The organism is Dictyobacter halimunensis, assembly GCF_036245075.1.
In genome coordinates, this window is record NZ_BSRI01000002.1 from 5,350,069 (window position 1) to 5,363,627 (window position 13,559).

The 13,559-nt window shown below is 57.6% G+C and carries 15 protein-coding genes; 10 read left to right on the top strand and 5 right to left on the bottom strand.

Annotated features, from left to right (window positions below; all coding sequences use genetic code 11):
• Positions 1-42 precede the first annotated feature (42 nt).
• Entirely contained in the window at positions 43-474 is a 432-nt protein-coding gene (locus AABA21_RS36220; protein ID WP_338257711.1) for an Rrf2 family transcriptional regulator, read from the bottom strand.
• Between the two features lie 413 nt (positions 475-887).
• Here AABA21_RS36220 and AABA21_RS36225 point away from each other — a divergent pair, with 413 nt between their 5' ends.
• The 6 genes from AABA21_RS36225 to AABA21_RS36250 all read left to right on the top strand — a co-directional run bounded on the left by AABA21_RS36225 (position 888) and on the right by AABA21_RS36250 (position 6,511).
• Positions 888-1,637: a TrmB family transcriptional regulator gene (locus tag AABA21_RS36225; protein WP_338257712.1), complete on the top strand. Its 750-nt coding sequence runs from the start codon at positions 888-890 to the stop codon at positions 1,635-1,637.
• 43 nt (positions 1,638-1,680) lie between these two features.
• Positions 1,681-2,931 carry an adenosylhomocysteinase gene (locus AABA21_RS36230; RefSeq protein WP_338257713.1) on the top strand — a complete coding sequence of 417 codons (1,251 nt, stop codon included), beginning with the start codon at positions 1,681-1,683 and terminating at the stop codon, positions 2,929-2,931.
• A gap of 116 nt (positions 2,932-3,047) precedes the next feature.
• Entirely contained in the window at positions 3,048-3,185 is a 138-nt protein-coding gene (locus tag AABA21_RS36235; protein ID WP_338257715.1) for a hypothetical protein, read from the top strand.
• A gap of 315 nt (positions 3,186-3,500) precedes the next feature.
• Complete coding sequence (locus AABA21_RS36240) at positions 3,501-4,496, top strand: alpha/beta hydrolase (RefSeq protein ID WP_338257716.1); 996 nt, start codon at positions 3,501-3,503, stop codon at positions 4,494-4,496.
• Between the two features lie 177 nt (positions 4,497-4,673).
• Positions 4,674-5,267, top strand: coding sequence for an RNA polymerase sigma factor (locus AABA21_RS36245; protein ID WP_338257717.1), 594 nt, complete (start codon positions 4,674-4,676; stop codon positions 5,265-5,267).
• Positions 5,264-6,511: a HEAT repeat domain-containing protein gene (locus tag AABA21_RS36250; protein WP_338257718.1), complete on the top strand. Its 1,248-nt coding sequence runs from the start codon at positions 5,264-5,266 to the stop codon at positions 6,509-6,511. Before AABA21_RS36245 ends, AABA21_RS36250 begins: the two co-directional genes overlap by 4 nt.
• 11 nt (positions 6,512-6,522) lie before the next feature.
• Here AABA21_RS36250 and AABA21_RS36255 read toward each other — a convergent pair whose 3' ends face one another.
• Positions 6,523-7,539: a phosphotransferase family protein gene (locus AABA21_RS36255; protein WP_338257719.1), complete on the bottom strand. Its 1,017-nt coding sequence runs from the start codon at positions 7,537-7,539 to the stop codon at positions 6,523-6,525.
• 169 nt (positions 7,540-7,708) lie between these two features.
• Between AABA21_RS36255 and AABA21_RS36260 the strand changes: the two genes are divergently transcribed.
• Both AABA21_RS36260 and AABA21_RS36265 read left to right on the top strand, forming a co-directional pair.
• A complete protein-coding gene (locus tag AABA21_RS36260; protein WP_338257720.1) occupies positions 7,709-8,992 on the top strand; it encodes a GNAT family N-acetyltransferase in 1,284 nt (427 codons plus the stop codon).
• A gap of 88 nt (positions 8,993-9,080) precedes the next feature.
• Entirely contained in the window at positions 9,081-9,542 is a 462-nt protein-coding gene (locus AABA21_RS36265) for a GNAT family N-acetyltransferase (RefSeq protein ID WP_338257721.1), read from the top strand.
• Positions 9,543-9,578: 36 nt separating this feature from the next.
• Here AABA21_RS36265 and AABA21_RS36270 read toward each other — a convergent pair whose 3' ends face one another.
• Positions 9,579-9,911, bottom strand: coding sequence for a hypothetical protein (locus AABA21_RS36270; protein ID WP_338257723.1), 333 nt, complete (start codon positions 9,909-9,911; stop codon positions 9,579-9,581).
• Between the two features lie 244 nt (positions 9,912-10,155).
• On the opposite strand from AABA21_RS36270, the gene AABA21_RS36275 reads away from it, so the two are divergent.
• A complete protein-coding gene (locus AABA21_RS36275; RefSeq protein WP_338257724.1) occupies positions 10,156-10,785 on the top strand; it encodes a LysE family translocator in 630 nt (209 codons plus the stop codon).
• A 60-nt stretch (positions 10,786-10,845) separates the two neighbouring features.
• Here the strand turns inward: AABA21_RS36275 and AABA21_RS36280 are convergent, their stop codons facing one another.
• Positions 10,846-11,841 (bottom strand): phosphotransferase, encoded by a 996-nt coding sequence (locus tag AABA21_RS36280; protein ID WP_338257725.1) that lies wholly within the window; start codon positions 11,839-11,841, stop codon positions 10,846-10,848.
• Between the two features lie 175 nt (positions 11,842-12,016).
• Between AABA21_RS36280 and AABA21_RS36285 the strand changes: the two genes are divergently transcribed.
• Complete coding sequence (locus AABA21_RS36285; protein WP_338257726.1) at positions 12,017-12,574, top strand: DUF2087 domain-containing protein; 558 nt, start codon at positions 12,017-12,019, stop codon at positions 12,572-12,574.
• A gap of 12 nt (positions 12,575-12,586) precedes the next feature.
• On the opposite strand, the gene AABA21_RS36290 is transcribed toward AABA21_RS36285, so the two are convergent.
• Complete coding sequence (locus tag AABA21_RS36290; RefSeq protein WP_338257727.1) at positions 12,587-13,519, bottom strand: phosphotransferase enzyme family protein; 933 nt, start codon at positions 13,517-13,519, stop codon at positions 12,587-12,589.
• Between the last annotated feature and the right edge of the window lie 40 nt (positions 13,520-13,559).

Sequence of the window (13,559 nt, forward strand, 5' to 3'; positions counted from 1 at the left end):
ATAATTGCGGCAAAAAAAAGATGCCTCTTTCCACGCATCCATTTACAGCGCGAGCTGATCTACGAGATGCGTCAGATTGGCCTCATTCTGCTCAACCAGGTCAACGAATTTGCGCGTTTTCAGATAATCCTCCATCTGCTGCTCCGCCTGCGCCATCACATTTTGAATGAGGCACACATGGTGCTCAGGCCCATCATCGCAGTGGAACAGCGACGCCGTCCCCTCAATCGCCTGAATGACATCCAGGAAAGAGATGTCCGCCTTGTTGCGCGTCAGCTTATAGCCCCCGTTCACGCCGGGGGCCGACTCGATCATGCCCGCCTTGACCAGCCGGGTCAAAATCTTGGACAGATAAGTGGGAGAAAGCTTCTGCAACGTTGCCAGCTGTTGAACGCCGATGGTTTTTCCCGCCGGGAGGGCCACGAAATACATCATCGTGTGCAGCGCGTAGTTGGTCGCCTGCGAATATTTCATGTTGCCCTCCCTTTTATTATAGACTCATTGAGTCCATAATAAGACATTGGGGTGGTCGTGTCAAGTCCTTTCGTGGAGAACATTTTGCCCCACGCGGTGCGTTTGGGATCGTGTGTGGTGCGTTTGCGTGTAGGAGCCGCGTGGGCCGGCGTGGAAGGCAGGGGAAGCGGTGTCGTGGGGGGACGGGGACCGCATCGCTGACGCTGGCGGTCCTACGGGGGCGTGATCGTGTTGAGGGGGACATGGTCCCGCCGGGTTGCGGTTCGTGTTGGGGGTTCGGTTCGGATGGGATGGGCGTTGACGATGCTCTCAACATTTTGTGTGACACACACGCGGTGATCGGGGGTTGTGTCGCCTGATTTTCGAGTGTATACTAGTAACCACTATAGTGGTTACTAGTGATGGAGGGTGTTATGACGACAGTTGATCTGTTGCAGCAGCTGGGCCTGAATAAGTATGAGGCGGAGGCGTATTATACGTTGCTGACGCGCGGGGCTTTGACGGGGTATGAGGTGGGGAAGTATTCGCAGGTGCCGGGTTCGCGCAGCTACGAGGTGATGGAGCGTCTGCTGGAGAAGGGGCTGGCCCTGGTGCAGCCGGGTGATCCGCCGCGCTATACGGCGCAGGATCCTCAGGCGGTGTTCGCGCGCTTCCGCGCTTCGATGGAGTCGACGCTGTCGACATTGACGACGACGCTGGCCGCGCTGGCCCGTTCCGGCAGCCTGGGAGAGTTCTGGGTGGTGCGCAACCAACGAAACATTCTGGCGCAGGCGGTGGAGCTGGTCTCGCAGGCGCGCACGAGCCTGGACCTGATCATCCCGGCTCATCCCGAGCTGGTGCGGGCCATCGAGCAGGCGCGGGCGCGCGGCTGCCGCGTCTTTCATGCTCCCACCGACGAGCAGGACGAGAATGTTGTGCTACTGCTGCGCGACGGCCGGGAGGCGCTGGTTGGCACGCTGATCCCAGCGGAGTCCTGCCAGGCCGTGCTGAGCTCAAATCAGGCCCTGTTGGAGACGCTGCATGGTTATTTCCACTACCGGCAGTCGCCCGACTGGTTGCCCGCCGAGGTGGCCGCGACGCAGCAGCAGGACGTGGCATGGCTGGATTGGGAGGCCCGCAAGCAGCGCCAACTGCGCGGTGGCGGCAGAAATCGGGTTGCCTAGTTGCTTGTGTGTCACTTATATGAGGAAAGGATGTTCCCTGAACATGTCATACGATATTCACGATAGATCCCTGGCCGAACGTGGTCAGCAGCGTATCGATTGGGCGGCGCGCCACATGCCGGTGCTGCGCCAGGTCGCCGAGGAATTCGCGGCCGAAAAGCCGTTTGAGGGCAGGCGCATCGCGGCCTCCCTACATATCACGACCGAGACCGCCGTGCTGGTCGGAGCGCTGCAGGCAGGTGGGGCCGAGGTCGCCCTCTGCGCCTCCAATCCCCTCTCGACGCATGACGATGTCTGCGCCGCCCTGGTCGAGCGCGGCATCGCGGTCTATGCCCACCACGGTGAGGACCTGGCCAGCTACCAGCGCCATATGGAGCAGACTCTGGCCATCCAGCCGCAGCTGGTGATGGACGATGGCGCCGACCTGATCGCCATCCTGCACAGCCGCCCCGAGGAGTACGAGGTGCTGGCCGGCATCGAGGAGACCACCTCGGGTGTGATGCGGGCTCGCGCCATGGCCGAGCAGCAGGTGTTGCGCTTCCCCGTGGTCGCCGTCAACGACACGCCGACCAAGCGCTACTTCGACAACCGCTATGGCACGGGCCAGAATACCATCGACGGCATCCTGCGCGCCACCAACGCCCTGCTGGCCGGCGCCACCTTCGTCGTCGCCGGCTACGGCTGGTGTGGACGCGGCATCGCCATGCGCGCCCGTGGCATGGGTGCGCGCGTCATCGTCAGCGAGATCAACGCTACGCGCGCCCTGGAGGCGATCATGGACGGCTTCCAGGTCCTGCCCATGCACGAGGCCGCGCCACTGGGGGAGATCTTCGTGACCGCCACCGGCATGGCTGGCGTGATCCGGCGCGAGCACTTCCTGCTCATGCAGGACGGCGCTATCCTGGCCAACTCCGGCCACTTCGACGTCGAGGTCGACACCGCTGGCCTGCGCGATCTCGCCACCGGCTCCGCGCAGCTGCGCGAGCACATGACCGAGTACGAACTGCCCAATGGACGTAAGCTCTACCTGCTCGGCCAGGGACGTCTGATCGGTCAAGCCGCCGCCGAGGCCAGTCCAGCTGCTATCATGGACCTCAGTTTCGCCGACCAGGCTCTCTCTACCCGTTACCTGTTCGAATCGTATCAGCAACTCGCTCCCGGTGTCTATGACGTCCCATCCGAGATCGACGAGCGCGTGGCCGCCCTCAAGCTGCGTTCCCTCGGCGTCCAGCTCGACGCCCTCACCCAGGAACAGCTCGCTTATCAACACTCCTGGCAGGTCGGCACCGCCTGATTGATCATGTGAATTATGCAAGAGAAATAATAAGAGCAAAAAATAGATGCGCCCCTTGCGGGCGCATCTACGGCGTATGGGTGGTAGTGATAATATTATTTATACAATTATTTTCTATGAAAAGCATCCTGACGTGCGATGAGGGCAACATCGGCTCGCGCAAGATCATTGAAGCCAATGGCGGGATGTTGGAAGATATCACCGAGGTCGAGGGCTGGCCGGCAAAGGTCTGTCGCTACTGGATTCAGCTTTAGGGGAGACGAGAAGGTTATGGAAAGCAATGATGCCCCAACCTGGATACGGCAGAGAATGTAATCCTGGCGCCTAACTGGCCGACGGCTTCTTTTTAAGGAGACGAATCGGCCGGGAACGGGCCGCGGAGCTCCAAGCCAGGGCAAGCCTGGGTTGAGGATGCTCCCAGCATCCTCTCCTACGACTGTGGCTCGAGGCACAAATTGAACACCTTGCACCTGCTTGTCCTTGTGCGATACGCTGGCAAACATATACCGGTTGCTTCCTTCTTTCAAAGGACTGCCGCTTCTGAGGCAGCAGCAGAAAGGGTGTTTGTTATGGTAACTGTCGCTACTGATCCCCGTGAGGCTTTGCTTGATAAGACGACCCTGGCCTTTCTCAAGAAGCTAGAGGCCCAGGGCGGGCCGCCCCTTTACACATTGACGCCTGAGCAGGCGCGCAATGTGCTCGTTTCCGTACAGCAGAGCGTAAGTGTTACCCTGCCTCCGGCTGAGATTGAGGACCGGAGGATTCCGGCTGCCCCGACGGGCGAGGTCTCCCTGCGCATCGTGCGTCCCCAGGGTGCGACCGGAACGTTGCCGGGTCTGATCTATTGCCATGGTGGTGGTTGGGTGCTTGGCGATAAGGGGACCCATGATCGCCTGGTGCGTGAGATCGCCAATGGCGTACAGGCAACGGTCGTATTTGTAGATTATGACCGTTCACCGGAGGCCATCTATCCCGTGGCGCTCGAACAGATCTATTCCGCCCTGCTGTGGACCGCCGATCATGGCGCCTCCATTGGCGTCAATCCCGCGCGCCTGGCCGTCGTTGGCGATAGCGTTGGTGGCAACATGGCGGCGGTGCTGGCTATTATGACTAAAGAGCGTCAGGGACCCAAACTGGCCTCCCAGGTGCTGATGTACCCGGTGACGGACGCGGATATGAATACCCCCTCCTATCAGTGCTATGGTGATGGCGGATTCTGGCTGTCGGCGGCCGCCATGAGATGGTTCTGGGACTGCTATGCACCCGACGTGGCTCTACGCAGGGATTACCATCTCTCGCCCCTGAAGGCGCCGCTAGAGGTCCTGCAAGGGTTGCCACCCGCCAGCGTTATCGTGGACGAGAACGACGTCCTGCGCGACGAAGGCGAGGCGTACGCGCACAGGCTCCAGCAGGCCGGCGTGCCCGTCGCGGCCGAGCGCGTCATCGGCACCATTCATGATTTCGCGCTGCTCAACCCCATCACCGACACCGCCCCGGTGCGCACCGGCATCGCGCAGGCCATCTGGGCGCTGCGCAAAGGCGGCCGCCTGACCGATCCCGCATAACTGGCACACGAACAGGTCCATGGGCATCAATGCCCATGGACCTGTTCGTGTATTCACCGGTTTTTTCGCCCCAATTCATTATCCGCATTCCACGAAAGAGATGCATTTTCGTGAAACCTTGCGCCGCTTTTTTGTGTTATAGGATGAGTAAAACAGAAAACACAGGAGGGGGGCGGCATGGACAGGAGGCACGCGCGCGAGGATGCCCGGCTGCCTGCGGATGAGGTAGAGGCCTTATATGAACGAATTGTATTGATGTATGCGCAACAATTGATCTTTTTTATCGTGCGGTGCACCAAAAATATGGCGGACGCGGAAGATATCGTACAGGATGCACTGCTCAACGCTTACCATGCCCTGGATCGCTATACGCTCTTACAGGTGCGTAGTCTGAGCATTCACTCCTGGCTCTATAAAATTACCTGGAACGTCTATCTCAACCATGTGCAGCGCACGAAACCGCCTCCCGGGGTATCGTTGAATACTCCTGAGGGCGAGCTTCTGCTGGATCTGGATGCCGATACGCATGATGAGCAGCCTGAAATCATCTTCGAGCGCTTTGAGCTGCGCGAGGAGCTGCAACAACTGGTGAACGCACTGCCAGAGTCATATCGGGTGGTAATAGATCTCTATTACTTTGGTGATCTCAGTCAACAGGAGATCGCCAACGTGTTGCAGCGTCCGCTCAACACAGTCAAGACGCAGATGCGCCGTGGCCTGCAGATGCTGCGTAAGGAACTTCAGGCTAGAGAGGGGGAGAACGTTAGATGATGGAACAGGAGTATGAACGCGAGCATCATCTACCCGCGCGCGACTGGCAGCCAATACAGCAGACGTGGAACAATATGGAGCCTACAGAGACCGGGATGATGACGCCGTTCACCGCACGTGCGCTGTCTGCCGCTGGCCTGGGGAAGGTTGCGCGTCAACTGGCTGAACATCCTGAAGAGCTCGACGCCGCCCTCAGAAATAGCGACTGGTCGGTGCGTGCGGCGGCCGTGCAGGTGTTGGGGAAGCGGGAAGCGCCGCTGGATGTCCTGTTGCAAGCTTTACACGATGAACATGGCGCTGTGCGTGCGGCGGCGGCACGCTCCCTGGCCCTCCAGGTCGAAAAAAGGGCGGACCCCGTGCCCGGCGTGACCGAGGCGCTGGTGGCCGCGTTGCGTGATCCCGAGTGGAGCGTGCGGGTCGCCGCCGCGCAAGGGCTGGGAAGATTACAGGATACAACCTCGGTAGAGCCATTGCTGTCCGTGATGCAGGATGCGCACGCGGCGGTGCGCTCGGCGTCGGTATGGGCGCTGGGCAGAATGGGCAGCCAGGCTCCAATAGAAAAGATAGAGATCGGCCTGCAGGATAGTGCATGGACGGTCAGGGAGGCAGCAATCATGGCACTGCAAGAACAAAACGAACGGGCACCCCTCTCCTCACTGTTAGAGGCGCGACTGGATGATGACGCCACCGTACGCCAGGCCGCCGAGGCGGCCCTGGACGAACGCGTCCATTACGGGCAGGGCTACTATGGTGCCGCCCATCATATTGATGAGCAGCAACAGGCAGGGCAGAAGCTCAGCCAGGACAGCGGGGCGCGGGTGCTCTCACCCTGGTTGCGCCTGCTGTTCGCGGCCTTTTCGGTCGGAGTCTTCTCTCTGCTGGTGCAGCAGCTATTCTACACCTCGTATGGCTATGCTCTGAGTCTGATGAAGCTGGCGATGCTGCTGATCATCTGTTTCGCCCTGGTGAGCATGAACCTGTTGCTGCAGCGCAAGAGCTTTAGCGCTCTGCTGCGCTTCGAGCAAGGAGGGGGAAAGCCGGCCAGTCCCTGGATGGGTGTGGCGCTGGCCATGCTTTCCATCGCCGTCTTAGCCAGTCAAGCCGGCATCTTAGAATCAGGCTTTGACTATGGGGTCGGCGCTGATATCAGTACCTATCACTTTGTCATGATCTGTAGAATTATCGCGCTGGGAGTTGTCGCCATCACCATGCTCCTGATTAACCGCATCTTCCATCTTAGATGACGCTCAACGTGTCAGCGAGAGGGAAGATGGGCGTGGGAGAAGAGGGCCGGCCAGTCCTGTGCGCGTAGCAGGTGGGTGAAGCCATTTTCACCGCTTCCCGGCCAGATATGCGGCTGATAAGGAAACCAGCCGCCGAGCAGGCGCAGCCGGAAGGCTTCGAACTCGGGTTTCTGGCCGTAGCCCGAGAAGAGCGGCTCCCACCAGCGCAAGTCAGGGGAGAGCACTTGTGCCAGGCTCATACACAGGCTCACCAGGTCCGAGACACAGTCGCCCGCCGAGGCGACCTCCATATCCAGGGAGGCGGCGACCGTCCATCGCCCATCGTGCTGCGCCATGATGAGCTGATCGATCTTGAAGTCCCCCTGGGTGAAGCGGGGCGGCGTATAGGCCGAGGCAAACAGTGCTGGTAGCTGCAGTGTAAGCGCTTCGAGTTGGGCCAGGAGCGAGGGCGTCAGCTCGTCCCGGTGCAGCTGAATCCACTCATGGGTGACTTGCTGGCGCGCCCGCAGTGTCCAGGTGAAATGCTGCCAGCCCTGCTCATCTGGCGGCGTGGCGGGGCCAGCCTCATCCATCAGATAGCCTGGATAGGCGAATGCGATGGCATGCATGCGGCGCAGATAGTCGCCCACCGCGTGGAGCATCTGCGCAATCTCCTGCGGGGAAGCATCCTTAAGCAGCCCGTCCAGCAAGATGCCGGGAACCTCACGGGTCAGGACATAGGCATGCTCCAGCGGATTGCGGTCATCGAAGCCCGCCAGCACGATCTCAGGCGTGGCCAGGCCGTGTTGGGCCAGAATCTGCCAGGCGCAAACCTCGTGGCGCACCGAATAACCCGTCTGCCCTTCATCGGGAGGATACCAATCCTTGGTGTGCAGCTTGAGGTAGAAGCTCTGCTGCTGGCAGCTCAGGCGATAGGTATGGTTCTGCTCCCGCACCAGCGTCACCCGTAGTGGGCCCTGCAGGCCGAGCTGATCCATCAAGGTCTCAGCTTGTTGAGGCAATAGTGTATATCTGGAGCGCTCTGACATTCCCTTGTCCTTTACAACTCGATATTCCTAAATAAAAGCTTTCCTATTGTATCATCCCTCTGGCGTATTCTCACGCCAGCAAGTAGGAGATAAAGAACGATCACTATCGCGTAATAGAGTGTTTATATAGACGCTCTTTTGGCCTTCAGAAGAAAGAATGGGAACCTGTATGTTTTCGGCACCTTTTCATGTGCGAGCACTTGCATCACCAGAAGAATATACGGCATTCTTTTCGCTTGCGGATCAGGTTTTTTCCGCTCAATCCACGCAGGAGAACGCGCGGCGTTGGCAACAGAGGACGTTGGCTGATCCCTGCCTTCATGCAGAGCATGTGCGAGCGGCTTTCCGAGAGGACCAACTTATAGGTGGCTATCTCTTCAGTGAGCGTCTGCTTTGTATGGGAGTGGCACGTATCCCTATGGCCTGCGTCAGCGTCGTCTTTACACATCCGGCCTTCCGCAAGCAAGGTGTGGCCACAGCACTGATGCAGGACGCGATTGCCTTTGCCACAAGTCACCAGCGTTCTCTGCTGCTTTTAGATGGGATTCCCAAATTTTACTATCGCTATGGTTATACTGATGTGTTTGATCTCTCCAGCTATCAGGTAGATCGCAACGCCATTTTGGCGCAGGCCGCGGGCAATTACGCGGTGCGAACGGTGACGCCAGAGGATGCAACCCCTCTCCTTGCTCTCTATGAACGCCATTATGGTTCCTACACGGGCAGCTTTGTGCGCTCTCTTGATCAGCAACGCTACATGCTTGAGTATCAGGCTACCCGCAGACATATGGTGGCAAGCCTGGGTCCAGAAGGGGTTATGAAGGGATACCTGCTTTTATCGGCTGCCTCACATCCGCATACCGCGCTCGAATGTGTGGCAGATGATTGGGAGGCTCTGCTCTCGCTCTTACAGTACCACGCTCACTTGCACGATGGTTTGCAGGACATTCCACAAAGCTTGCATTACCGGTTGCCCCCGACTTCACCGATGGTTCGATGGATGAGGGAGCACCTGGAAGTTCCCGATACCTCTGAGTGGGAGACGGGACATGAAGAATGGTCCGTGCTCAGGCAGACCTATCACCATCGTTACGCAGGGTGTATGGCGCGTCTGGTTCATTTCCCTTCTCTGCTTGAGGCCGTGTTGCCCGAACTGCAGCGGCGCTGGCGACAAACGCTCGCTTGTTGGGAGGGCGCGATCACCTTGATAGTGGGGACAGAAGCTGTGACGCTTCACATCTCCGGGCGTCGTCTCTGGCTTAGTGCCTCGGAAGAAGCTTCGGTTCGGCTTCAGATGTCCCCACAGTCGCTGACCCAACTCGTTTTCGGATATGTTCCGATCTCCTGGGGCCTAAAAGAAAGTAACCTTGCGCTCTCTCACGAGGTGCTGGCAGCTCTGACCAATCTTTTTCCAGTCGATCATACCTGGATCCCAGGATCCGATTGGCCTTAGCGCATTTTCAAAGATAGGTGAAAGGAGCCTCGTTTCTAGTTGAGCTGGCGGATTTGTTGTGTCTCCCCTTTGAGAAGGAGTTCAGACCATGAATCAGGATATCCTCCGTGACCAGTATGTGTTCGATCATACTGTCAGCGAGCAACGAGAAAACTATCTCACGAATCAGCTGATTGCCTTTAATCAGACCCACAGCACTGCGCTTCCTGTAGAACGCGTTGGCCCTTTACAGTTGCAAATCTCGCTGCTTGATCGAACAGGGAAACTGCTCGGCGGGCTGGTCGGGAGGACGCATGCGATTCCGCAGTGGCTTGAAATCAGCATTATGTGGGTAGATGAGTCTATGCGTCGGCATGGTCTTGGTCGACGGCTCATGGAGGAAGCGGAGCGTGAGGCACGGCAGCGGGGTTGCCACTACGCCCGCGTCGCGACTGGAAACTTTCAGGCTCCGGCATTTTATCAAAAAATGGGGTATCGCCTCTACGGAAAGCTTGAGAACTGTCCGCCGGGCGAAACCGTCTTTTATTTATGGAAGAACCTTGATCAATAGGCATATTGGTGGTCTGGCTCCAATTGTCACCATACGCTACTCATCGTTATAGCCGTCTTGCTTTAGCCACTTAAAGATGGCGAAGAAGATAGATATAATCACGCATACGACCAGAATGACGATCGAGGTCGCGGTGTCGAACGGCCAGTGGGAGCCGCTGCTGGAGTAATAATGATGGGTGGTGGTGTAGTGGTAGCGGGTCCGGCTGCGGCCTGGCTTTGTACTATCATCCTGGTGTACGTGGTGGCTGGCCTGTGTTGTATGCGTGGCCGCGCTGGCGCTGTGCCGCGAGGCATCGAACGCCAGCAGGCTGCAAAAGAAGCACAGTAGCAGTAGCAGGCTCATGCCACCATGAATAAATACTGCCACAGATTGCTCTTTTTTCATTAAAGTTGTCTCTTTCTTCCTTGATCGATGTAATTTTCTTTTCGCTTTTAATGGTTTAACGCTATAAATGTATTTTTGATATCTTCTCAACACTATATTAAGTTACAAACGTATCTGGTTTTTCGATCTCAAATCAAGAAAGTTCTATTTGCGCGTTGACTTCGCGTATTTTGCTGCATACAATAATAGAATTGTGCTGATGTATCGCTAGAAGGAGACGACCTCTATGATATCGCTAGCCGTCCTTCCGTTATTTTTGATGGCCGCCTGGGCTTTGAATATCGCGCCTGGACCCGATATGCTCTACGTGATTGCGCGTAGCGCGGGCCAGGGTCAGCGTGCTGGCTTTGTTTCGGCGCTGGGTATTGCCGTCGGCAGCCTGATCCAGACGTGTATCGTCGCGCTGGGGCTGGCAAGTATCCTCGCCGCGGTCCCCCTGGCGTATAATCTCGTTAAATTCGCGGGAGCGATCTATCTGATCTATCTTGGTGTTCGTACGCTGCTCAGCCGTCAGCACTCGCTGATCGCGCCATCCGTTGAGCATATGGGACTCTGGCGCATCTTCGCGCAGGGGATCATCACTAACGTGCTGAACCCCAAGGTGGCGCTGTTCTTCCTGGCCTTCCTACCCCAGTTCACGAATCCCGCTCACGGCTCTGTTCCTCTGCAGATCATCATCCTGGGCACCATTTTCAATATCTCGGGTACCGTGGTGAACTTCCTGGTGGCCCTGTTCGCCAGCGTCCTGGGCAGATGGTTAAAGGGCCATGCCCGCGCCTCGAAGATCCTGAACTGGCTGACCGGGGGCATTTTTATTGGCCTGGGCGTGCGCCTGGCCTTCTTGCAGCGCCAGTAGAGGAGGATGGTAGATCTCTCATCATCATCGCTTTGGTGGCTTGCGAATCAACACATGACATTACCAACGCAAGGAAAGGTAAGCGTTTCCATAGCGGGATAGCTTTTGCAAGGGTGATCCTTCACCGGTGGGGAAGCCCAGTGCTTCTACGCCCAGGCCGCAGCGCGAGTTATAGGCCAGCACCCACGTTGCCGCGGCCGCGGCCGCGGCCTGCTCCTGCTTGCTGAACGGCGTGTCTCGATGCGCATCGTAGTCAGATAGGAAGCCCACAACCTCTTCTGGCGTGGGCGCGTCATCTCCGGAGCGACTACCTTCCGTATAGGCTCCGGCGGACACGCCAACCAGAACCGCCTCGGACTCCGCCAGCAGGCTGTCCCAATCGTACGCGGCGCTCACCCCCTTCTCAGTGAAGCGTAAGTTCTGGCACACCCAGTCACTATGGGCGATCGCATCCGGTTGCTTGCGAGGCATGAGTATCGTCGCAGCCTGCCCTGCGATACGGTCGAGCCACTCGAAGCCGGGTGGGGTCGTGGTGAAATCGAAGATCGAATCGTGCGGAATTGGCCAGGGGCCGCTACTGTAATTCGCCCAGGCTATTGGTGTGAGGAGGTGCGCCCGAAGCTCTGGGACGGCTCTTAAAATATGTATCTGTTCGGCAAGCGACCGGGCTATTGTACGCCTCGTCGCGGGATTATGGGCATCACCTTGCTCGCCTTGATCAAGGAGTGTTTCGAGCAGCACGACGCGGCCATCGGCCTCAACCGGACCGTCGAGCGGTAATGGGCATGGATAGTGAGCATCAGCCAGCAGTCGTTGACACGTTACCGCCGCGCCAAGTTGATCGATATCAGCTGAACGATGCACTTTAGCCACAATCTTGCTCCCGTTGGTTAGCTGCAGCCCATACACCGCGGCCAGCCGACCCGTACGAAACAACACAGCGCGCACACCCAGCGTGAGCCGGTTGCGCACGTGCTGGTCGATCCAGGCAGCGACGTCATCCGCTGTGACCTCACCAAAGACGGCTCGCTCAATTCCCTCTACAATCATGCTCATCTTGTGATCTCCTCTCTCCAGTCTCCACTATATAGTAAAGCCGCAGCGATATCAACACAGGAAGCGCTATCGAGGATATCACCCGTCCAACTTGACTTTTATGCAGATTTGATGTATATCTAAATAGATTGAAAACTAATTAGATGCGCGTTGAAATAATGGACAGGAGGTAGAGATGTCAGCGGAAGATTTTCAGATCTTGCTGCAATTTTTTAAGGTGCTGGCGGATGAGACGCGGCTCAAGCTGCTGGGGCTGCTGGCCGTGCGGGAGCAGAGCGTAGAGGAGCTGGCGGCGCAGCTACAGTTGCGGGCTCCGACCGTCTCGCATCACCTGGCGAGGTTGAAGGAGACGGGTCTGGTGGGGATGCGCGCCGATGGAAATATTCATCTGTACTGGCTTGACTCGGACGCGCTGCAGACGATGAGCAAGGGGCTGCTCTCGTCCGAGAGGATGGCTTCGCTGGTGGATGATGTCGCCGGTGATGCCTGGGAGCACAAGGTGCTGAAGGATTTCTTTGAGGGTGAGCGGCTTAAGGAGATTCCCGCCAGCCGCAAGAAGCGCTCGGTGGTGCTGAAGTGGTTCGCCACCCGCTTCGAGCCGGGGACGCGCTACACGGAGAAGCAGGTCAACGAGATCATCCAGCGCCACCACGAGGACGCCTCCTCAATCCGCCGCGAGCTCGTCGGTGAGAAGCTGATGCAGCGTGAGAACGGAAGCTACTGGCGCATCTGATGCAATAGTCGGTTAGAGCCATCCAAATTGTTGGAGCCGGCCCTTGATGTTGTTGAGCTGCTCATCCAGATACGTCCTTACCTGCTCATGTCCCTGGTGGAGGATGCGCCTGTCAAGATCAATCTGTATGCCCCAGATGTCCCAGGCGATCGTCAGATAGGGTGCGGCTTCAAGGTCGGCTGATCGAAGTGGCCGCACCGCTTGATAGCCCTGTTGAAACGCATGCCACTTTTCCTGGTGCGCCTGCCCCTGAAAGGCCCATCCTTGCAGATCGGCGGCACGCCAGCCAGGGCCTTCTTCGAAATCATAGAGCACGATTTGCCCATCGGGGGTTACGTGTAGATTATCGAGTGTGGCATCAGCGTGGATCGGCCCCCAGTCAAGGCCCTGTGCCTCTAGCCTGTTCAGCCCTGTTTTGATCATGTCGGTCACACCGCACAGAAAATCTCGTTGTTCATGTCTGCTGAGCAACGGGATAATGTGCTCTAGAGGCTTATCAATGGTGTAGTCCAGATCGAGTGGTTGTCTGTGCCAGCTGGTCTTAAAATCGTTGGATAGCTCATGCATGCTGGCGATGGCTTTGCCGAAGGCGTAGTATAGTTGTGGCGTAAATGGCGGCTCAGGCTTGCGACCAGCCGCATATTCATATAGCACAGAAAAGCGCTCATTGAACTGATGAAGGGTTTTGCCATTGCAGGGGGCAATGGCATTCGCCACCGGCAGACCCTTGTCTGCCAGGTGCTTCAACAGCGCTATCTCATAGCGTACTTCAGCTTCATTTTTCCAGCCCGCACCATAAATCTTGAGGATGTACTTCTCATCGCCGGAGAAAATTTCGTATACATCATTGGTGTACGACCTGAGCAACTGGCTACTCAAGGGATTCGTGAAGTGACCGTTTGCAAGCAGCCATGTATTGACGATTTCAGTGGGGATGCCCGCCATTATATTCTCCGTAAATCTGGTTACCAGGGACAGCACGCTT